At 72.3% G+C, this 20,376-nt stretch carries 16 protein-coding genes; 11 read left to right on the top strand and 5 right to left on the bottom strand.

Annotated features, from left to right (window positions below):
- Window positions 1-24: 24 nt before the first annotated feature.
- The 5 genes from QRY02_RS24280 (at window position 25) to QRY02_RS24260 (ending at window position 6,819) form a co-directional block, all read left to right on the top strand.
- Complete coding sequence (locus QRY02_RS24280; RefSeq protein ID WP_285985158.1) at window positions 25-738, top strand: maleylpyruvate isomerase family mycothiol-dependent enzyme; 714 nt, start codon at window positions 25-27, stop codon at window positions 736-738.
- A gap of 187 nt (window positions 739-925) precedes the next feature.
- Window positions 926-4,207: a phosphodiester glycosidase family protein gene (locus QRY02_RS24275; RefSeq protein ID WP_285985157.1), complete on the top strand. Its 3,282-nt coding sequence runs from the start codon at window positions 926-928 to the stop codon at window positions 4,205-4,207.
- Between the two features lie 30 nt (window positions 4,208-4,237).
- Window positions 4,238-5,194, top strand: a complete 957-nt coding sequence (locus QRY02_RS24270) for an ABC transporter ATP-binding protein (protein WP_285985156.1) — start codon at window positions 4,238-4,240, stop codon at window positions 5,192-5,194.
- Window positions 5,194-5,997, top strand: coding sequence for an ABC transporter permease (locus tag QRY02_RS24265; RefSeq protein WP_285985155.1), 804 nt, complete (start codon window positions 5,194-5,196; stop codon window positions 5,995-5,997). Before QRY02_RS24270 ends, QRY02_RS24265 begins: the two co-directional genes overlap by 1 nt.
- Entirely contained in the window at window positions 5,998-6,819 is an 822-nt protein-coding gene (locus QRY02_RS24260; protein ID WP_285985154.1) for an ABC transporter permease, read from the top strand.
- 75 nt (window positions 6,820-6,894) lie between these two features.
- On the opposite strand, the gene QRY02_RS24255 is transcribed toward QRY02_RS24260, so the two are convergent.
- Window positions 6,895-8,322, bottom strand: a complete 1,428-nt coding sequence (locus tag QRY02_RS24255) for a S8 family peptidase (RefSeq protein WP_285985153.1) — start codon at window positions 8,320-8,322, stop codon at window positions 6,895-6,897.
- 550 nt (window positions 8,323-8,872) lie between these two features.
- Here QRY02_RS24255 and QRY02_RS24250 point away from each other — a divergent pair.
- The 5 genes from QRY02_RS24250 to proB all read left to right on the top strand — a co-directional run bounded on the left by QRY02_RS24250 (window position 8,873) and on the right by proB (window position 15,261).
- Window positions 8,873-11,809 carry a translation initiation factor IF-2 N-terminal domain-containing protein gene (locus tag QRY02_RS24250; RefSeq protein WP_285985152.1) on the top strand — a complete coding sequence of 979 codons (2,937 nt, stop codon included), beginning with the start codon at window positions 8,873-8,875 and terminating at the stop codon, window positions 11,807-11,809.
- A 163-nt stretch (window positions 11,810-11,972) separates the two neighbouring features.
- A complete protein-coding gene (rplU, locus tag QRY02_RS24245) occupies window positions 11,973-12,287 on the top strand; it encodes a 50S ribosomal protein L21 (RefSeq protein WP_003067132.1) in 315 nt (104 codons plus the stop codon).
- Between the two features lie 39 nt (window positions 12,288-12,326).
- Complete coding sequence (rpmA, locus tag QRY02_RS24240) at window positions 12,327-12,587, top strand: 50S ribosomal protein L27 (protein WP_103343431.1); 261 nt, start codon at window positions 12,327-12,329, stop codon at window positions 12,585-12,587.
- 110 nt (window positions 12,588-12,697) lie between these two features.
- On the top strand, window positions 12,698-14,155 hold the full coding sequence (obgE, locus tag QRY02_RS24235) for a GTPase ObgE (protein ID WP_285985151.1): 1,458 nt from the start codon (window positions 12,698-12,700) through the stop codon (window positions 14,153-14,155).
- Window positions 14,152-15,261: a glutamate 5-kinase gene (proB, locus tag QRY02_RS24230; protein WP_285985150.1), complete on the top strand. Its 1,110-nt coding sequence runs from the start codon at window positions 14,152-14,154 to the stop codon at window positions 15,259-15,261. Before obgE ends, proB begins: the two co-directional genes overlap by 4 nt.
- Before the next feature lie 125 nt (window positions 15,262-15,386).
- Here the strand turns inward: proB and QRY02_RS24225 are convergent, their stop codons facing one another.
- Window positions 15,387-16,100, bottom strand: a complete 714-nt coding sequence (locus tag QRY02_RS24225) for an SDR family oxidoreductase (RefSeq protein WP_285985149.1) — start codon at window positions 16,098-16,100, stop codon at window positions 15,387-15,389.
- 61 nt (window positions 16,101-16,161) lie between these two features.
- Between QRY02_RS24225 and QRY02_RS24220 the strand changes: the two genes are divergently transcribed.
- Window positions 16,162-16,761, top strand: a complete 600-nt coding sequence (locus QRY02_RS24220) for a TetR/AcrR family transcriptional regulator (RefSeq protein ID WP_285985148.1) — start codon at window positions 16,162-16,164, stop codon at window positions 16,759-16,761.
- Between the two features lie 58 nt (window positions 16,762-16,819).
- Here QRY02_RS24220 and QRY02_RS24215 read toward each other — a convergent pair whose 3' ends face one another.
- The 3 genes from QRY02_RS24215 to QRY02_RS24205 all read right to left on the bottom strand — a co-directional run bounded on the left by QRY02_RS24215 (window position 16,820) and on the right by QRY02_RS24205 (window position 20,296).
- Window positions 16,820-17,206 carry a PPOX class F420-dependent oxidoreductase gene (locus QRY02_RS24215; RefSeq protein WP_285985147.1) on the bottom strand — a complete coding sequence of 129 codons (387 nt, stop codon included), beginning with the start codon at window positions 17,204-17,206 and terminating at the stop codon, window positions 16,820-16,822.
- Window positions 17,207-17,218: 12 nt separating this feature from the next.
- A complete protein-coding gene (argS, locus tag QRY02_RS24210) occupies window positions 17,219-18,940 on the bottom strand; it encodes an arginine--tRNA ligase (RefSeq protein WP_285985146.1) in 1,722 nt (573 codons plus the stop codon).
- A 69-nt stretch (window positions 18,941-19,009) separates the two neighbouring features.
- Window positions 19,010-20,296, bottom strand: coding sequence for an MFS transporter (locus QRY02_RS24205; protein WP_285985145.1), 1,287 nt, complete (start codon window positions 20,294-20,296; stop codon window positions 19,010-19,012).
- Between the last annotated feature and the right edge of the window lie 80 nt (window positions 20,297-20,376).

Below are 20,376 nucleotides of genomic sequence, written 5' to 3'. Positions count from 1 at the left end.
GGTTTCCCTTTTCCTGGAGCCCGCATGACGACGATGCCGTTCGCACCGCGCGACTACCTCCCGGTGCTGGCGGAGCTGACCGGCGCGTTCGCCGAGACCCTGCGGACAGCCGACCCGGGCGCGGCGGTGCCCGACTGCGCCGGCTGGACCGTCACCGACCTCGCGACGCACCTGGGCAACGTGCACCGCTGGGCCGCGACGGTCGTCCGCACCGGCGAGGTGCACCCGCAGGACTTCGCCGCCGGCGCGGGTGGCGACCTGATGTCGTGGTACGCCGGAAGTGCGCGGCTCCTGCTCGGCGAGCTCGAGGCCGCCGAGCCCGGTGACCCGTGCTGGCACTTCGGCGGCACCGGGAAGACCAAGGCCTTCTGGTACCGCCGCCAGGTGCACGAGACCGCCATCCACCTCGCCGACCTCGGCAGTGACCACGTGCTCGACCCCGCCGTGGCCGCGGACGGCGTCGACGAGGTTCTCGGCGCGATGCTGCCGCGGGTGACGCGCTGGCACGCCGTGCCCCGGCTGCCCGGGCCGGTCACCCTGCGCGCCACCGACACCGGCGACGTCTGGACCGTCCACCCCGGCGAGCCGCCCGCGCTGGGCCCCGCCGCTTCCGGCGGCGCGAGCGTCGAAGCTTCCGCGCGCGACCTCCTGCTGCGGCTGTGGAAGCGCACCGGGCCGGACCCGCGCGTCGCCGGCGAGGCCGCGGAAGCGCTCCTCGCCGCACCGCTGACCCCATGAGGGTGTTCTAGACCATTCAGGCGGCGTTCACCGGGAAGTCTTCCCCCGGCCGTGCCGCTGCGCTGTGCTGATCCGGCTCACTCCTCACTCGATACTGGGGTACCCGGTGAAGAAGTCACACAGGCTGTTCGGGGGTCCGGGTGGCGGAGCCCCCGGCTCGAGGCGAAGCCTCGGTTGTCACAGCACGGTGCTGCCGTTCGTCGCCCTGTTCGCGACGGCGTTCGTCGTTCCCGCCCACGCCGACCCCCTGGCCGCGCCGCTCGGCACGTCCCCGGTGGAGGCCGCACCCGCCGCGTCGTCAGCCCACGAAGGCCCCGCCGGCTTCGCTGCCGCGAATCCCGATGACGGGCTCGTCACCGGCAGCGCGACCACCGAAGTCGCGCCCGGCCTGAACCTCACCCAGTTCGACCGGTTCGACCCGGCCGGCTGGATCCGCGGCGACACCCTCGCCGTCGACCTGGGCAGCAAGGTGCTCGAGCCGACGTACCTGAGCCCCGGGACGGTTTCCGCGCGCACGCCGCTGTCGCAGCAGATCGCGCGGGCGGGCGCGGTGGCCGGCGTCAACGGCGACTTCTTCGACATCAGCGCCACCGGCGCGCCGATCGGCGTCGGCATCGACCACGGACAGCTGCAGACCGCCCCCGCCGCCGGGCACAACCTCACCGCGTCGATCACCGACGCGGGCAAGGCCGCGCTGGCTTCGGTGTTCCTCGAAGCCACCGTGACGCTGCCCGGCGGCACGGTGCGGGCGACCAACTTCAACAGCCCGGTCCTGGGCGCCGACGCGATCGGCGTCTACACGCCGTTGTGGGGCGCTTCCGGGCGCGCGACCTCGGTGGCCGGGGCGTCCCGGGTGCGGGAAGCCGAACTCCGCGACGGTGTGGTCACCGCGGTGCGCACGCAGCCGGCGGACGGCCCGATCCCGGCGGGGACGACGGTGCTGCTGGCCCGCGAAGCCGGGGCGGACGCGCTCGCCGCGCTGCGGCCGGGTGACGCGGCCGGCGTCACCTACGCGCCACGCTCGGACGCCGGGAAGATCGCGGTCGCCGTGGGGGGCAACGAAGTCCTGCTCCGCGACGGCGTCGTGCAGCCGGTCGACGACGTCGCCCTGCACCCGCGGACGGCGGCCGGGTTCTCCGCCGACGGCCGGAAGCTGTGGCTGGCCACCGTGGACGGGCGGCAGGCCGACAGCCGCGGGATGACCGAGCTCGAACTGGCGCGGCACATGAAGAGCCTCGGCGCCGACGACGCCATCAACCTCGACGGCGGCGGGTCGTCGACACTCCTGGCGCGCAACGAGGGCGAAGCCGCGCCGAGCGTCCGGAACTCGCCGTCCGACGGCGGGGAACGCCTGGTGCCCAACGGGATCGGCTTCACGACCGTGCCGGGCAGCGGAAAGCTCACCGGCTTCGCCCCAGCGCCGGCCGTCACGACGACCGGCGCGAACCGCGTGCTGTCCGGCCTCACCCGGCACCTGGTCGCCGACGGCCACGACGAAACCGGCGCCGCGGTGGCCGCCGAACCGCGCTGGAGCACGTCGGACCTCCGGCGGGCCACCGTGACGCGCGGTGTCGTCACCGGGCACCGGGCGGGGGACGTCGACGTCGTCGCGCGCTCCGGCCGGGCGTCCGGGAAAGCGGCGCTTTCGGTGCTGGGCAAGCCGGTCCGGCTCGGCACGAGCACCGAACAGGTCGCGTTGTCGGCGACGGGCGCGCGAAGCACCTTCAAGGTCTACGGCTACGACGCCGACGGCTACGGCACCTGGCTCGAGCCCGACGACGTCAAGCTCGACTACGACCACTCGGTCGTGCGGGTCGAGCCGTCCGGTGACGGCTACGCGGTGACCGCGCTGACCTCCTCCGGCGCGACCGCGATCACCGCGACGGCCGCGGGCCTGACCACGCACCTGGCCGCGTCGGCCGGCACCGTCGCGCAGGTGGCGTCGCCGTTGGACGGTCCGGCGGGCTGGACGGCCACGGTGTTCCCGGCGGTCGTCGGCGCGGCGCTCTCCGCGGGACCCGGCCACGACGGCGGCGCCGGGCTGGCGCTGGACTACCGGCTGACCGGCACGACCGCGACGCGTGCGGCCTACGTGACGCCGTCCTCGCCGCTTCCGGTGCCCCCGGGGACGCAGAAGCTGGGGGTGTGGGTCGACAGCGACGGCAAGGGCGCGTGGCTGCGGGCGGAACTGCGTGACGCCGCGAACGTGGCGTCCATTGTGGACCTTTCGCTGAGCGTGGACTGGACGGGCTGGCGGTACGTCACGGCCGCGATCCCGGCCGGGCTGCCCGCGGGACAGCGCCTGGCGCGCTTCTACGCCGTCGAGAACGTGCCGGACCAGCAGTACGAGGGCCGGCTCGGGTTCGACGACCTGACCTTCGAAGTGGCGCCGACGACCGCCGTGCCCGCCGATCCGGCCCCGCACGACCCGGCGCTGGTCACCGGCGGCGTGCCGGCCGGTGGCCTGCGGGTCGCGGTGGTCAGCGACGCCCAGTTCACCGCCGACGACCCGGCGGGCCCGCTGGTCGCCCAAGCCCGGCGGGCGCTGCGCGAAGCCGTTGCGGCGAAACCGGACCTGGTGCTGATCAACGGCGACTTCGTCGACCGCGGCACGGTGCCCGACTTCGCGCTGGCCCGGCGGGTGATCACCGACGAGCTCGACGGCAAGGTGCCCTGGTACTACGTCCCGGGCAACCACGAGGCGGAAGGAGGCAACGGCCTCGCGAACTTCCAGGCCGCGTTCGGGGTCACGCACCGGGTCGTCGACGTCCACGGCATCCGGCTGGTGCTCCTGGACTCCTCCCGCGGCTCGCTGCGGGCGGGTGGGTTCGACCAGGTCCGGATGCTGCGGTCGGCCCTCGACTCGGCGGCGGCGGAGAAGTCCGTGCGCGGGGTCGTCGTCGCCATGCACCACCCGGTGCAGGACCCGAGCCCGACCGGGAACTCCCAGCTCGGCGACCGGAAGGAGGCCACCCTGCTGACCCAGTGGCTCACCGGGTTCGAGCAGGCGTCGGGCAAGCCGGCCGCCGCGGTGGCGTCGCACGCCGGCGTGTTCTCGCTGTCGCGGGTCGACGGGGTGCCGTACCTGGTCAACGGCAACTCGGGCAAGGCGCCCGCGGCCGCGCCCGGTGACGGCGGGTTCGTCGGCTGGACGCTGCTGCGCGTGGACCCGGCCGACCGCGGCCGGCCGGTGCGGTTCGAGACGCGGCCGAACGTCGACGCGCTGTCGCTGACCGGGCCCGCGTCGCTGGCGCCGGGTGCGCGCGCCGGCGTGCGGGCGACCCTGCGGCAGGGGACTCGCGACGTGCCGGTGTCGTACCCGGTGAGCGCCGGCTGGACGGTCGGCCGCGGCGTCGTTTCGTTCGATCCTTCGACGGGCGTGCTGACGGCGTTGCGGCCGGGGGTGGCACGGCTCTCGGTGACGGTCAACGGCGTGACGGCCACGCTGGTCGTCACGGTCCGAGGCTAATCCGTTCGGTTTTTGTCGGTGGGGCGTCCTATGGTGCGAAGCGTGGGCGAATCGGAGGACCGGGAACCGGCACTGGTGCAGGCCAAGGCACTGGTGAAGCGCTTCGGCGAGTTCGAAGCCGTGCGCGGGATCGACGTCGAGGTGCGGCGCGGCGAGGCGTTCGGCTTCCTCGGCCCGAACGGCGCCGGCAAGTCGTCGACCATGCGGATGATCGCGTGCGTGTCACCCCGCACCGACGGTGATCTCCGCGTGCTGGGACTCGACCCGGAGGTCGCCGGGCCGCGGATCCGCGCGCGCCTCGGCGTGGTGCCGCAGCAGGACAACCTGGACGTGGAGCTGACGGTCCGGGAGAACCTGCTGGTCTACAGCCGCTACTTCGGCCTTTCGCGTGCGGCCGCGCGGAGCAAGGCCGACGAGCTGCTGGAGTTCGCTCAGCTCGGCGACCGGGCCGGCGACAAGGTCGACCCGCTGTCGGGCGGCATGAAGCGGCGGCTGACGATCGCCCGCTCGCTGGTCAACGACCCGGAACTGCTGCTGCTCGACGAGCCGACGACGGGCCTCGACCCCCAGGCCAGGCACCTGCTGTGGGACCGGCTGTTCCGGCTCAAGGCGCAGGGCACGACGCTGATCGTCACGACGCACTACATGGATGAAGCCGAGCAGCTGTGCGACAGGCTGGTGGTCATGGACCACGGCCGTGTCGCGGCCGAGGGCTCACCGGTCGAGCTGATCAGGCGGTATTCCACGCGCGAGGTCGTCGAGCTCCGGTTCGCGCCGGGGGAGCAGGTCGCGGCGGCCCGGCAGGTCGACGGGCTGGCGGAGCGGGTGGAGATCCTGCCGGACCGGGTCCTGCTCTACAGCGGCGACGGCGAGGACACGCTGGAGCACGCGCATTCCCGCGGGGTGCGGCCGCTGTCGAGCCTGGTGCGCCGCAGTTCGCTGGAGGACGTCTTCCTCCGGCTCACGGGCCGGACCCTGGTGGACTGATGGCGACGATCTCGACCGGCCGCGTGGTCGGCAAGTGGCAGGGCGCCTGGCTGCAGGTCGAGGGGCGCTGGACCTGGTACCGCCGCCACTGGGTGTCCACTTTGTACTCGACCGGGCTGCAACCGGTGCTGTTCCTCGCCGCGATGGGGCTCGGCTTCGGCTCGCAGGTGCGGCCCGGCGCGGTCACCGGCGGCCTGTCCTACCTCCAGTACATCGCCCCCGCGCTGCTGGCCGCCGGGGCCGCGCAGCAATCCTTCGGCGAGTCGAGCTACCCCGTGCTGTCCGGGTTCAAGTGGCAGAAGGAGTACCTGGCGGTCACCGCCACCCCGGTGTCGCCGGGCCAGGTGTTCGGCGGGCACCTGATCTGGTCGGCCCTGCGGCTGACGCTGGCGGGCGCGATCTACGCGTTCGTAGCGCTGTTCTTCGGCGCCTGGACCGGGCCGGGCGTGCTGCTGGTGATCCTGGCCGGCACCGCCACCGGGCTCGCCTGCACCGCGCCGATGGCCGCGCTGGCCGCGCGGACCTTCGACGAGGGCCAGCGGTTCGGGCTGATCTTCCGGTTCGTCGTGATGCCGATGACGTTGTTCTCCGGCACGTTCTTCCCGATCGCCCAGTTGCCGGCCGCGGTCCGCTGGCTGGCCTGGCTCTCCCCGCTGTGGCACGGCACGCAGCTGGCCCGCGGCGTGAGCATCGGCGGCGTCGGCGGCTGGGCGATGCTCGGTCACCTCGCCGTGCTGGCGGCGTTGTTCGCGGCCGGGTGGGTGCTCGCGCACCGGGCCTTCTACCGGAGGCTGGTGGTCTGAATGACGACCGTCGAGGCCCGCGCCGGGCTGCTGCTGCGCATCCTCCCGCCCGGGCTGTACGCCGGCCGGGCCCGCATGCTCGTCGAACGCTCGGTCATGGTGTCCCGCGCGAGCTGGCTGCTGTTCGTCTCCGGCGCGATCGAGCCGTTCCTCTACCTGCTGGCGTTCCAGCTGGGGTTCGGCAAGCTGGTCACCGAGGTGGCGGGCCCGGACGGGCGCCCGATGAGCTACGTCGCGTTCGTGGCACCGGCCCTGCTGGCGATGTCGGCGATGAACGGCGCCGTCTTCGAGTCGACGTACAACCTGTTCTTCAAGCTGCGCTACGCGAAGCTGTACGACGCGATGCTGGCGACCCCGATCGGCCCGCTGGACGTGGCACTGGGCGAGATCGGCTGGGCGATGACCCGCGGCGGCATCTACGCGGTGGCGTTCCTCGCGATCGCGGCGGCGATGGGACTGCTGACGTCGTGGTGGGCCCTGCTGATGGTCCCGGCGGCGCTGCTGGTGGGCCTGACGTTCTCGGCGATCGGGATGGCCCTGGTGACGTTCCTGCGTTCGACGGCCCAGTTCGACTACATCCAGCTGATCCTGACCCCGATGTTCCTCTTCGCGACGACGTTCTACCCGCTGTCGGTGTACCCGGAGCCACTGCAGTGGGTGGTCCGCTGCCTCCCGCTCTACCACGCGATCGAGCTGATGCGGGGCCTGGCGACCGGCCTGCTGTCGGGCGGCATGCTGATCAACCTGGCGTACCTGCTGCTCCTGGGCGCGCTGGGCCTGTGGGCGTCGACGCGCCGGATCGCGAAGCTTCTCCTGACCTGAGGTGATGCCCGCCCGATCACGCGAGATCCGCCCCCGATCACGCGAGATCCGGCTTCACGCCCGGCCCGCCGCGGGTCAGCGGGCCTGGTCCGGTTGCCCGCCCGGCACCGCGGCGGGCGCCGGAACCTGAACCATCCCGTGCCCGTAGAACCCGTTGTACCCCTCGTACCCGGCGCAGTAGGCGTCCTGGAGCCCGTCCCCGGTCAGGTCGTAGTCGGCCGGGCACGGCATCGGCAGCGCCTGCGCCTCCAGCGTCCGGCGCAGCTGCCGCGGCCGGGCCTCCGGTGCGGCGGACGCCAGCAGCGCGAGCACCCCGGTGACGTGCGGCGCCGCCATCGACGTCCCGCACAGCGGCGCGTACCCGCCCGGCACCGCGGACAGCACGCAGTCGCCCGTCTCCCCGCCCGGCGCGGTGACGTCGATCACGCCCAGGCCGTACGAGCTGTACCCCGCCTTCACCCGGTCCGCGCCGACGGCCGACACCGCGACGACGTCCCGCAGCCCGGCCGGCAGGGCTTCGCACCCGCTGCTCGCCCCGCGTGCCCCCGAACGCGCCGACGGCGTCAGGTCCACCGCCTCGTTGGTCGCCGCCGCCACGTTCAACGTCCCCGCCGACGTGCTGTACTCGACCGCGCGGGCCAGCACCTCGTGCACCACGCCGCGGTCGTGGCCGCGGATGCACGACAGCGACCACGGGTTGACGAAGAAGCTGCTGTTCGTCACCCGCATGTGCCGTGACGCGGCCCACATCAGGCCGCACACCGCGGCTTCCGGGTCGGCGTACCCGCGGTCGTCGATCACCTTCACCGACGCCACCCGCACCCCGGGCGCCACACCCGTCACGCCGTGCCCGTCGCCGGCCGCCGCGATGATCCCCGCCACGTGCGTGCCGTGCACGGAGGTCGTCGGCACCCACGCCGACGGCGACCGGTCGGGGGCCCCGGTCAGGCAGCCGGCGGAGTCGTCGCGGTCGACGGCTTCGCTCAGCTCCGGGTGGTCCGGGTCGATCCCGGAGTCGAGCACGCCGACGACGACGTCCCGGGAGCCTTCCGGACCGCCGTGCGAGCGGTCCGCGCCGATCATCCGCATGTCCCACTGCTGCCCGCTCAGGTCCGCGGCCGGCACCTTCGCGGGATCGGTCGCGGGCAGCGCGGCCCGCGCGGGCTGCGGCTTGACCTCGGTGACGCGCTGCGCGGCCAGCCGCTCGGCCTGCGCGCTGAACGCCCGGTCGAGCCCGATCCGCTCGCCGAAGTCCGGGTCGCCCGAGGTGGCGACCGCGACGGCGATCTGGGGGTAGAAGACGGTGGTGGCCCCGCAGGCGCCGTCGATCTCCGACCGCGCCGCGGCCTCGGTGGTGCCGGGGTCGAAGGTGACGACGTAGCGCAGGGCCCGGCCGTGGGCGCAGCCGGACTCGCCGGCCGCCGCCGGACCGGCGGTGACGCATCCCGCAAGCACCAGGACGGTGCACACGGTCGCGCGCAGCCTCCGCGCCAGCAGGGACACCGGACCTCCCACCGGATGCAGGAACCGCGGGTGCCGGCGGGCGAGATCCCGGTCACCCCGAGCCGCACCGTAACCACCCGGTGCCCGGTGGACAAGCGCTGCGGCGAAGTTCCCCCGGCCGTGGGGTGGATGGGGGGCGGTACGGCGCGCCCGGGTGCCTGCGGGAGGTACCGAGTACACCGGAGTGGTCACCCGGTGTGGGATACTCGGGGTGGCCGCTGGGCCGCGGGGCGCACGTGAGAGGTGCTGCCTGCGGCGTTGTGGCCCGGTGATGTGCATGAACAGCGTGACGCGCGTCGCCGCCCGCGAACCGGGCGGCTGGACGACGTGGCAGGCGGCCCGGGGGCCGCGAAAGCCTGGCCAAGCACGCCGCCGAGCAGACCTTTGGCCGGGTTGCGCCCCACCGGAAGCGGTGGTGCGGCGCCCGGTTGTCGGGCAAGGATTCCCGCCGCTGGTGACCACCACGGCGGAACGAACAGAAAGGGGCCCCTGCGCGGCCGCGTCCCTGCCGGTGAGAACCGGCAGACGCGCCCGGGGGCGGAGGAGACACATGTCGAACGCGGAAACACCCGCCGAACAGACCGGCGGGAATCCCGCCACACCCACGGGCGGCCCGCTGGCCGACCTGCCGCCCCGGATCCGGGTGCACGCACTGGCCAAGCTGCTGGAGTCGCACAGCCGGGACGTCCTGGCGAAGCTCGCCGAGCTGGGCGAAAGCGTGCGCAGCGCGCAGTCGAGCGTGACCAGGGACGTGGCGCTCAAGGTGGCCGAGGCCTTCGCGCCCGGTGAGACCGAAGACACGCCGGCCGAGCCGGAGCCCGAGCAGGTCCGGCAGCCCGCCGAGACCCGCCCGCAGGTGCCCGACGTGCCGGTCGCCGAGGCCGAGAAGCCGCGGCCGCGCCAGAAGACCCGTGCCCACCTGCCGGTCTTCGCCGCGCCGTCGCCGGTCTTCCTGCCGCCGGAGCCGGCGGAGCGCGCGGCCAAGCCGGCCCGCAAGCCGGCCGACCCGTTCGCGGAGCCGCCGTCGCGGCCCGAACCCGAGGTCGCCGAGGAAGAGACCGAAGACACGACGCCGGGCGCCGACTCCGGGATCGACGAAGACGACGACGCCGGCAGCCGCCGCCGTCGCCGCCGAGGCCGTCGCGGCCGTGGCCGGGGCAAGGGCGCCGAGGGCGGCGACGAGACCGCCGAAAACGAGGACGACCAGGCCGAGGAGCAGCAGCCCCGCCGCAAGGGCCGCAACGGCGACGAAAAGCCCGAAGCGGACGCCGAAGAAGCCGAGGACGCCGCTGAGACGTCTGAGTCGTCTTCGGAGTCCGAGAGTGACGCCGATGACGGCGAAGGCGGCACCCGCCGTCGCCGCCGTCGCCGTCGCCGCAAGGGCTCGGACGGCGAAGACGCCGAGGCCACCGGCACCGACGACCCGCCGAACACGGTCACGCACGTCCGCCAGGCCAAGGCCGAGCCCGTCGAGCGACCGGCGCGCGACGAGGTGCGCAGCGTCCGCGGGTCGACCCGGCTGGAAGCCAAGCGCCAGCGCCGCCGTGACGGCCGCGAAGCGGGCCGCCGCCGCGCCCCGATCCTGTCCGAGGCCGAGTTCCTGGCCCGGCGCGAGTCGGTCGAGCGCACGATGGTCGTCGCCGAGCACGGCGACTCCACCCAGATCGCGGTGCTGGAGGACGGCGTCCTCGTCGAGCACTTCGTGACGCAGTCGGGCTCCGGCTCGATCGTCGGCAACGTCTACCTCGGCCGCGTCCAGAACGTGCTGCCGAGCATGGAGGCCGCGTTCATCGACATCGGCCGCGGCCGCAACGCCGTGCTGTACGCCGGCGAGGTCGACTGGGACGCCGCCGGCCTGGAGGGCAAGGCCCGCAAGATCGAGCAGGCGCTCTCCACCGGCGACTCCGTGCTGGTCCAGGTCACGAAGGACCCGGTCGGGCACAAGGGCGCCCGGCTGACCACCCAGATCTCGCTGCCCGGCCGTTTCCTGGTGTACGTCCCCGCGGGCGGCGCCACCGGCATCTCCCGCAAGCTGCCGGAGAACGAGCGCCGCCGGCTCAAGGACATCCTCAAGCGGATCGTCCCGGAGGACGCGGGTGTCATCATCCGCACCGCTTCCGAGGGCATCGGCGAGGTGGAGCTGGGCCGCGACGTCGACCGCCTGAAGGCGCAGTGGGACGTCATCAAGGAGAAGGCCGCCGCCGGTTCCGGCAAGAAGGGCGGCGCGCCGACCATGCTCTACGAAGAGCCGGACCTGCTGGTCAAGGTCGTGCGTGACCTCTTCACCGAGGACTTCACCAAGCTGGAGATCCAGGGCAACCGGTCGTGGGAGACCATCAACGACTACGTCCGGCACGTCGCGCCGGAGCTGACCGAGCGGCTCAAGCGCTACGTCGGCACCGGTGACGCGTTCGCCGACCACCGGATCGACGAGCAGATCACCAAGGCCCTGGACCGGAAGGTCTGGCTGCCGTCGGGCGGTTACCTGGTCATCGACCGCACCGAGGCGATGACGGTGATCGACGTCAACACCGGCAAGTTCACCGGTTCGGGTGGCAACCTCGAGGAGACGGTGACCCGCAACAACCTGGAGTCGGCGGAGGAGATCGTCCGCCAGCTCCGGCTGCGGGACATCGGCGGCATCATCGTCATCGACTTCATCGACATGGTGCTCGAGTCCAACCGCGAGCTGGTGCTGCGCCGCCTCACCGAGTGCCTCGGCCGGGACCGCACGCGCCACCAGGTCGCCGAGGTCACCTCGCTCGGCCTGGTGCAGATGACCCGCAAGAAGATCGGCACCGGCCTGCTGGAGGCGTTCTCGACGCCGTGCGAGCACTGCAAGGGCCGGGGCGTGCTCGTCTCGACCGAGGTGCAGCGCACGGCCGCCAACTCGGGGCAGTCCCACGGCGGGAACGGCAACGGCGGCAACAGCGGCGGCGGCAACAGCGGCGGCGGGGAGAAGAGCTCCCGCCGGTCGCGGGGCCGCGGCAAGAGCGAGGAAGCCGCCAAGGAAGCGGCGGCCGAAGCCGCCAAGGCCGAGGTCCACGCCGTCCCGACGCCGGAGCAGCGCGAGTCGATCGCGTCGGCGGTGGCGGCGATGGCGAACGCCTCGAAGGTCGCCAAGGAGCACGACGGCGCCCTGAACGGCAACGGGCCCGCCCCGGAGCCGGCCAGGGAGGTCGCGGACGTCCCGGCGACCACGGAGGCGGACGAGACGCCGGTGGCGGCCGAGCCGCCCGCCGAGCCCGCCCAGGAGGTCGCCGGCACCCCGGTGACCACCGAGGCGGACGAGGTGCCGGTGCCGCAGGACGAGGAGCCCGAGGTCGAGCGGTCCTCGGCCCCGGAGCCGGCGGAGGAGCCGGTCACGGTCGCCGAGCCCGAGGTCAACGTGCCCGAACCGGCCGGACGCTCCACCCGGCGCCGTCCGCGCCGGGCGGCGTCGCGGCCGGCGGGCCCGCCGGTGCACGCCTCCGACCAGAGCAAGTGAACGACTAGGGGGACCCCGGTGGTAACGCACCGGGGCACCCCACGTAACCTGTAGTACGGCCTGCCACCAGAGCAGGTCGCTGCGCGAGTCCAGGACCGCCGTTCCATCAGGTGGGCCGATCGCGCGGGCCCCCACCCATTGTCGAGTAATGCAGGAGACTTCCGTGTCGGCGTACGCGATCGTCAAGACCGGCGGCAAGCAGTACAAGGTGGCCGTCGGCGACGTCGTCGAGGTCGAGAAGCTCGAGGGCGAGCCGGGCACCGAGCACATCCTCCCCGCCGTTTTGTACGTCGACGGTGGCGATGTCACCACGGACGCCGACGCGCTGGCGAAGGTCTCGGTCACCGGCAAGGTCGTCGAGCAGACCAAGGGTCCGAAGATCCGGATCCACAAGTTCAAGAACAAGACGGGCTACCACAAGCGTCAGGGTCACCGGCAGAAGCTGACCCGCGTCGAGGTCACCGCCATCTCTCTGTAAGAACTTCTCCGGATCTTAAGTAAGAAAGAGGACTGGGCTATGGCTCACAAGAAGGGTGCATCCAGCTCCCGCAACGGTCGTGACTCGAACGCGCAGCGCCTCGGCGTCAAGCGCTACGGCGGCCAGGAAGTCAACGCGGGCGAGATCCTGATCCGCCAGCGCGGCACCAAGTTCCACCCCGGCGTCAACGTCGGCCGTGGCGGCGACGACACGCTGTTCGCCCTGGCCGCTGGTGCGGTCCAGTTCGGCGAGAAGCGCGGCCGCAAGACGGTCAACATCGTCGTGCCAGTCGAGGCCTGAGTCTTCGGTTCTCGACGCTAGACCTCGAACGAGGGGTGGGACCGGAATATCCGGTGCCGCCCCTCGTTTTGTTTTGCATATCCCCTGTTCGCGAGTGAAAGAGGCAAGTCATGGCGTCCCGGTTCGTGGACCGCGCGGTCATCCACCTGACCGCCGGTGACGGGGGCAACGGCTGTGCCTCGGTGCACCGCGAGAAGTTCAAGCCCCTCGGCGGCCCCGACGGCGGCAACGGCGGCAACGGCGGCGACGTCCTGCTGGTCGTCGACCCCAACGTGCACACCCTGCTCGACTTCCACTTCCGCCCGCACGCCAAGGCCGGCAGCGGCAAGATGGGCCAGGGCAGCAACCGTGCGGGCGCGGCGGGGGAGACGCTGGTGATGAAGGTGCCGTCCGGCACTGTCGTGTTCACCGAAGACGGCGAGATGGTCGCCGACCTGATCGGCCCCGGCACCACGTTCGTCGCCGCCCAGGGCGGCCGCGGCGGGCTCGGCAACGCCGCGCTTTCGTCGAAGGCGCGCAAGGCGCCCGGGTTCGCGCTGCTGGGTGAGCCCGGCGAGTCGCGCAACCTCGTGCTGGAGCTGCGGTCGGTCGCCGACGTCGGCCTGCTGGGGTTCCCGTCCGCCGGCAAGTCGTCGCTGATCTCGGTGCTGTCCGCGGCCAAGCCGAAGATCGCCGACTACCCGTTCACCACGCTGGTGCCGAACCTCGGCGTCATCACCGGTGGCGACACGGTGTTCACGATGGCCGACGTGCCCGGCCTCATCCCCGGCGCGTCCGAGGGCAAGGGCCTGGGCCTGGACTTCCTCCGCCACATCGAGCGCTGCGCGGTGCTGGTCCACGTCGTCGACTGCGCGACGCTGGAGCCGGGCCGCGATCCGGTGTCCGATGTGGACGCTCTGGAGGCGGAGCTCGCGAAGTACACGCCGAGTCTCGGCGGGAAGCTCGAAGAACGTCCGCGCGTGGTCGTCCTCAACAAGATCGACGTCCCCGAGGCCGCCGAGCTCGCCGAGTTCGTCCGGCCCGACTTCGAAGCCCGCGGCCTCAAGGTGTTCGCCGTCTCGACGGCGTCCCGGAAGGGCCTGCGGGAGCTGACCTTCGCGCTCGCGGCGATCGTCGAGCAGAACCGCGAGGCGGAGCCGGTGCTGGAGCCGGAGAAGATCGTGCTGCGGCCGCTGGCCGTCGACGACTCCGGGTTCACCGTGGAGGTCGACCCGGAGGAAGAGGGCGCGTTCATCGTGCGCGGCGCTCGCCCCGAGCGGTGGATCCGCCAGACCGACTTCGGCAACGACGAGGCCGTCGGCTACCTCGCCGACCGGCTCAACCGGCTCGGCGTCGAGGACCAGCTGGCGAAGCTCGGCGCGAAGCCGGGCAGCCCGGTCACGGTCGGCGACGTCCAGTTCGAGTGGGAGCCGTCGACGCCGAGCGTCGCGATGCACCTGTCCGGGCGCGGCACCGACGTCCGGCTGGAGCGCATCGACCGGCCCGGCGCCACCGAGCGCAAGGAAGCCCGCCGGATCCGGCGCGCAGGCTCGGACGAGCTCGAAGACGACGTGGACGTCGAGGAGTGAGCGGCACGCGCGAAGCCATCGCTGCCGCGCGGCGGCTGGTGGTCAAGGTCGGCTCGTCGGCGCTGACCAGCGCGGGCAGCGGGCTCGACGTGGCCCGGCTGGACGCGCTGGTCGACGCGATCGCCGAGCGCGTCGCCCGGGAAACGCAGATCGTGCTGGTGTCCTCGGGCGCGATCGGGGCCGGGCTGGCCCCGCTCTCGCTGGGCAAGCGGCCGCGTGACCTCGCGACGCAGCAGGCCGCGGCGAGCGTCGGGCAGCTGGCGCTGGCGCACGCGTACGCGGAGTCGTTCGGGCGGTATTCGCTGACGGTCGGGCAGGTGCTGCTCACCTCCGACGACGTCGTCCGCCGTTCGCACTACCGCAACGCGCAGCGGACGTTTTCGCGGCTGCTGGCGCTGGGCGCGGTCCCGGTCGTCAACGAGAACGACACGGTGGCGACCGAGGAAATCCGCTTCGGCGACAACGACCGCCTGGCGGCCCTGGTCGCCCACCTGATCGGCGCCGACGCGCTGATCCTGCTGTCCGATGTGGACGGCCTGTACGACGGCGACCCCCGCGGCGGCGCGACCCGCAAGCTCACGGAGGTCCTCTCCGAGTCCGATGTGGACGGGATCTCGGTCGGCATGTCCAGTTCCGGCCTGGGAACGGGCGGCATGGTCTCCAAGCTCGCGGCGGCCCGCACCGCGGCGGGAGCGGGCATCCCGGTGCTGTTGGCGGCGGCTTCGGAAGCCTCGGCGGCGTTGACTTCCGCTTCCCCGGGAACAGCCTTCGCCCCGGCGGACACGCGGTTGTCGGCCCGCCGGTTCTGGCTGGGCTACGCGGCGGACACCACGGGCAAGCTCCGCCTCGACGACGGCGCGGTGACGGCGGTGGTCCGCCGCCGCCGGTCCCTCCTGGCCGCGGGCATCACGGGCGTGGATGGCGAATTCCAGGCGGGCGACGTGGTCGACCTGGTGGACGCGAAGGACCGTCCGGTGGCCCGCGGAGTGGTCGCCTTCGACGCGACGGAGCTCCCGGACCTGATCGGCCGCTCAACCCCCGAGCTCCCGGCCGAGCAACGCCGCGAGGTCGTCCACGCCGACGACCTCGTCCCCCTCCGCCGCTGACCCGCGCATCACCGTGTCGACCCCTCAATCACGCGTGTCGACTCGCCAATCACGCGTGCTGCCCCCTCGATCACGGGTGATGACCTTCCGATCACCCGAGATTCCCGTCCGGCAAGCCTGAGGTCTCAACCCAGCGAGACCAGGCGGGCTCCACCGTCGGCTTCCAGGACCGTGCCGGTCAGGTTCCGGTTCGTCGCCGCCAGGGTCACCACCTCCGCGACGTCGTCCGCCGTCGCGACGCGGCGGGCCGGGATCGAAGCCGCCGTCTGCGCGAAGAACCCCTCCCGCATCTCTGCCGGGAAGCCGCTCCACCAGGCCGTGTCGACCACGCCCGGCGACACCGCGTTCACCCGCCTCGGCGCCAGCTCGACCGCCAGCGGCTTGACCAGTGCTTCGATCGCCGCGTTCAGCGCGCCGATCCCGGCCGTGCCGGCCATCGCCGCCCGGGCCGTGATCGCGCTGAGCAGCGTGATCGACCCGTCCGCCGCCAGGTGCGGCAGGACGGCCTGGATGGTCGCCAGGTGCGCCCAGAACTTCGCGTCGAACGCCCGCCGCAGCATGGCGAGGTCCAGCGTCTCGATCGGCCCCATGCCTTCGGTGCCGGAGAGGCTCACCACCAGCACGTCGACCTTCCCGAGCGACGCGGCCAGCGCGGCCATCGCCGTGGTGTCCCCGCCGTCGGCCTGGTGCCCGGTCAGCTCCGGGTCGCTCGAATCGACGTCGTCGAGGCGCTCCTTGCCGCGCCCGGTGACGTGGACGTCGTATCCCCGCTGCTGCAGCCGCCGCGCGGTCGCCAGGCCGATGCCCGAAGTGCCGCCGGCCACGAGAGCGATGCTCATGCTTGTTCCCCATTTCGAACCGGTCCGTCTCGTTTCGAAATCGACGCTACCATCGGATCCCATGACCGACCAGTCCCGCCCCGGCCGCAAGCGCAGCGAACAGAGCCGGCTGGCCATCCTCGCCGCGACGCTCGAACTGGTCGCGGAGGCCGGCTACGGCGCACTGACCATCGAAGGCATCGCCGCGCGCTCGGGCGTCGGCAAGCAGACGATCTACCGCTGGTGGCCGTCGAAGGCCGACGTCCTGCTCGACGCGCTCGCGACGAAGGCGGACCTGCAGATCCCCGTCCCCGACCAGGGCTCCTTCCGCGCCGACCTGGCCGGGTTCCTGGGCAGCACCTTCGAGCTGGGCGGGAAGTCCCCGGTCGCGGACACGCTCCGGGCGCTGATGGCCCAGGCGCAGATCGACCCGGAGTTCGGCAAACGCTTCCGCGAGGACTTCCTGTTCCGCCGCCGCGACGCGCTCGGCACGCTCGTCGACCGCGCCCGCGAGCGCGGCGAACTCCCGGCCGGCGTGCGCCCCGGCACGGTGCTCGACGTCGTGTTCGGGACGCTCTGGTACCGGCTCCTCGCGACGCGCGAACCGGTCGACGGCGGGCTGGCGGACGAACTGGTGACGCTGCTAGCGGGTCACGGCGCGTCGACCGCCGAAATCCGGTAGCGCGCCACCGACGCGTCGAGCTCGGCGGGGGCAACGGCGAGCCAGCCGGCGATGATGATCACGACGTGATCCGATCGGCCTTGATCGTGAGCAGCAGCCGCGTCTGGTCGCGGCCGCCCCACCACGGGTACGGGCCGCCGAGGTAGCGCTGCGACAGCTTTTCGATGTGCTCGACGGCGCCGTCCTCGGTCATCTCGATGACCTGCCCGCGGATGGCGAAGTAGCGCGACGGGCGGTCGCGGTCGGCGACGTTGAGCGCCACCCGCGGGTCACGCGCGATGTTGCGCTGCTTCTGGTGCCCCAGCACGGTGTTGACGAGGATGTGCGTCCCGTCGGTGTCCACCCAGGTCTGGGTGAGCTGCGGCGAGCCGTCGGGCATCAGCGTCGACAGGAAGCAGAGGCTGGGCTCGCGCAGCAGAGCGAGCAGATCGCCGGGCAGTTCCACAGTGGTCTCCCGCTAGAGCTGGTCGGGCGCTTCGATGCCGAGCAGGGAAAGCCCGAGCGCGAGTGTGTGCGACGTCAGCGTAGTCAACCTCAGCCGAGACGCGCGCAGCGACGGCGAAGCCGCCTTCAGGACGGGACATTCTTCGAAGAACCGCGAGAAGGCGACGGCGGTCTCGTACAGGTACGTACAGAGCTTGTGTGGTGTGTAGCCGCTGGTGGCCGCCTTCAGTGCTTCGCCGAACCGGAGCAGCTTCAGCGCCAGTGCTCGTTCCGCCGGCGCCTCGAGCAGGATGTCGGCGCCATCGGGCAAGCTGCCGGCCTTCCGGAGAATCGACTGCGTCCGTGCGTGCGCGTACTGGAGGTACACCGACGTGTTGCCCTCCTTGGCCAGCATCCGGTCCCAGGCGAAGACGTAGTCGCGCTCGCGGTCGCCGGACAGGTCCGCGTACTTGACCGCGCCGATGCCCACCGCCCGGGCGACCGCGGCCTGTCCTGCCGCGTCGAGCTCGCTGCGTTCGGCGACGACCGCGGCGGCCTGCGTCACGGCTTCGGTGAGCAGATCCGCCAGCTTGACGGTCTCGCCGGCCCGGGTCCGCATGGCCTTGCCGTCCGTGCCCAGCACCGTGCCGAAGCCGACGTGCTCGGCGGGCCCGGTCAGCCAGCCCGCGGCACGGCAGGTGGCGAACAGCATCGCGAAGTGCTGCGCCTGCGGCGTCCCGACGACGTAGAGCAGGTCGGTGGCGCCGCGCTCGGCCGTCCAGTACCGGACGGTCGCCAGGTCCGTGGCGGCATACCCGTAGCCGCCGTCGCGCTTGCGGACGATCAGTGGCAACCGGTCGCCTTCGCGGTTGCGGAACCCTTCGGGGAAGACGCAGACGGCGCCGTCGCTGACTTCGGTCAGGCCGGCTTCCTCGAGGTCGTCGACGACCGTGGCGAGATAGGGGTTGTAGAAGCTCTCGCCGTAGATGTCCTCGTCCGTCAGGGAAATCCCGAGTAGCGCGTAGACCTCGTTGAAGTGCCGTGTCGATTCGTCGACGAGCTCCTGCCAGACGGCGAGAGTCTCTTCGTCGCCGCTCTGCAGCTTGACGACACGCGTGCGTGCCCGCGTCGCGAACGCTTCGTCGCTGTCGAACTTCCGGCGCGCTTCGCGGTAGAAGGCGTCGAGGTCGGCGATCGCGCGTTGCCCGCCGGAGACGTCGAGGAGGTGCTCGATGAGCATGCCGAACGGCGTGCCCCAGTCGCCGAGGTGGTTGTGCGGCAGCACTTCGTGCCCGGCGAACCGCAGCAGACGGGCCAGCGCGTCGCCGATCACGGACGACCGCAGGTGCCCGACGTGCATTTCCTTGGCCACGTTCGGGCTGCTGTAGTCAAGCGCGATCCGCCGGGGCGCCGACGTTTTCGGTACACCGAGCCGCGGGTCGCCGAGCAGCGCGCCGGTGCGGGTTTCAAGCCATTCCTTGCGCAGCGCGAAGTTCAGGAAGCCTGGCCCGGAGACTGCGGGCGGATCGGCGATCCCGCCGAGCTCCAGCGCTCCGGCGATGAGCCCGGCGACCTCGCGCGGCGGTCGGCCGAGCTGCTTGCCCAGGCTCATCGCGAGGTTGGCCTGGTAGTCGACGCCGTCGCGCGGCGACGCCTGGACCAGCGCCTGCTCCGGCGTCAGTTCGATGCCCAGTGCCCGGCCGGCGGCGGTCACCACGCGGCGCGCCAGCTCCTCGGTAACGTCGGCGGTCTGCACGGTGTCCCTCCTTCGGCTCGGTTGGGAAGTACGCAGGGTAGCGAGCGTGACCGGCCGATGACGAAGGGTTTACCGCAGCGGGCTGCCCTTCGTCTCCGGGAGCGTGAGGATCACCGCGAACGCGATCGCGGCGCCCACGGCGACGTACCAGAAGTAGAGGGTTTGCGACACGGCGCCGAACAGGGTGATGAGCAGGGGAGCGGTGCCGCCGAAGATCGCGACGGTCAGGTTGTACCAGGCCCCGATGCCCAGCCCGCGCAGTTCGGTGGGGAACAGCTCGCTCATGATGGCCGGCGCGATCGACGTCATCGCCGTGTACAGCCCGAGCCCGACGCAGAACACCACGAGCAGCCCGCCGACGCCCGGACCGATCAAAGTGGACAGCGGCACGACGACGACCGCGGTCGCCCCGGACCAGACGAGCAGCTGCGGCTTCCGGCCGACCCGGTCCGCGAGCGCACCCATCGGGTACTGCAGCGCGATGAACAACGCCGTGCCGATCGAAAGCGCCAGGAAGACCGCATCGGCGTCCGCGTGCCGGTTCTTCACCGCGAACGACGTCAGCGCGCTGAAGAACGTGTAGTAGCAAAGCGTCGAAAGCATCGTGAAGCCGACGAGCCTGCCGACGGCCTTGGGGTGGTGGGTCAGCGTGGTGAGCAGCGGTCGCTCGAGCTTGCGTGCCTTGGTCTTCGTCTGCTCGAACAGCTCGGTTTCGGCGAGGCTGCGGCGCAGCCACAGCCCGACCAGGCCGAAGACGCCGCCCAGCAGGAACGGCAGCCGCCAGCCCCACGACGCGAGCTGCGCCTTGTCCAGCGCCCGGGCCAGGACGAAGCCGAGCACGGTCGCGACGAGCACCGCCGAGCCGGTCGAGATGTAGAAGAACGCCGAGTACCGGCCCCGACGCTCCGGCGGCGCGATCTCACCCAGGTAGGCCGACGCGTTCGACACCTCCCCGCCCAGCGACAGCCCCTGCGCGACGCGCGCGAGCAGCAGCAGGATCGGCGCGAGCCAGCCCACCTGCGCGAACGTCGGCAGCAGCCCGATCGCCACCGACCCGCCCGCCATCAGCAGGATGGTGAGGATCATGGCCGGCTTCCGGCCGCGCGTATCCGCGAAGCGCCCGAGCAGGACCCCGCCCAGCGGGCGGAAGAAGAACGCGAGCGCGTAGGTGGCGAACGTGTTGATCAGGGCCAGGGTGTCGTTCCCGGCGGGGAAGAAGGCGCTGGCGAAGTAGATGCTGAACGTCGCGTAGATCGTCCAGTCGAACCACTCCAGCGCGTTCCCGGCGCTCGCGGCGAACAGCTTCCGCACCGGCAGCCGGTGGCGCTGCGACACCTGGACGGCGGATTCGGTCATGGCGGCCTCCACGTCACCCGAAGGTGGAACGGGACTTTGCCACATCCGTTCGCAGTTCGAAAGGTTCTGACCGTCCTCCC

Source organism: Amycolatopsis sp. DG1A-15b, assembly GCF_030285645.1.
Taxonomy (GTDB): Bacteria; Actinomycetota; Actinomycetes; order Mycobacteriales; family Pseudonocardiaceae; genus Amycolatopsis.
The sequence above is the reverse complement of the archived record's forward strand: the minus strand, read 5'-3'. Positions and strand labels throughout refer to the sequence as shown.

Coding starts and splice junctions, on each gene's coding strand:
- QRY02_RS24220 (WP_285985148.1), top strand. CDS start 16,162: ATGACCGACCAGTCCCGCCCCGGCCGCAAGCGCAGCGAACAGAGCCGG.
- QRY02_RS24260 (WP_285985154.1), top strand. CDS start 5,998: ATGACGACCGTCGAGGCCCGCGCCGGGCTGCTGCTGCGCATCCTCCCG.
- QRY02_RS24265 (WP_285985155.1), top strand. CDS start 5,194: ATGGCGACGATCTCGACCGGCCGCGTGGTCGGCAAGTGGCAGGGCGCC.
- QRY02_RS24270 (WP_285985156.1), top strand. CDS start 4,238: ATGGTGCGAAGCGTGGGCGAATCGGAGGACCGGGAACCGGCACTGGTG.
- QRY02_RS24280 (WP_285985158.1), top strand. CDS start 25: ATGACGACGATGCCGTTCGCACCGCGCGACTACCTCCCGGTGCTGGCG.
- QRY02_RS24205 (WP_285985145.1), bottom strand. CDS start 20,296: ATGACCGAATCCGCCGTCCAGGTGTCGCAGCGCCACCGGCTGCCGGTG.
- QRY02_RS24250 (WP_285985152.1), top strand. CDS start 8,873: ATGTCGAACGCGGAAACACCCGCCGAACAGACCGGCGGGAATCCCGCC.
- obgE (WP_285985151.1), top strand. CDS start 12,698: ATGGCGTCCCGGTTCGTGGACCGCGCGGTCATCCACCTGACCGCCGGT.
- QRY02_RS24225 (WP_285985149.1), bottom strand. CDS start 16,100: ATGAGCATCGCTCTCGTGGCCGGCGGCACTTCGGGCATCGGCCTGGCG.
- rpmA (WP_103343431.1), top strand. CDS start 12,327: ATGGCTCACAAGAAGGGTGCATCCAGCTCCCGCAACGGTCGTGACTCG.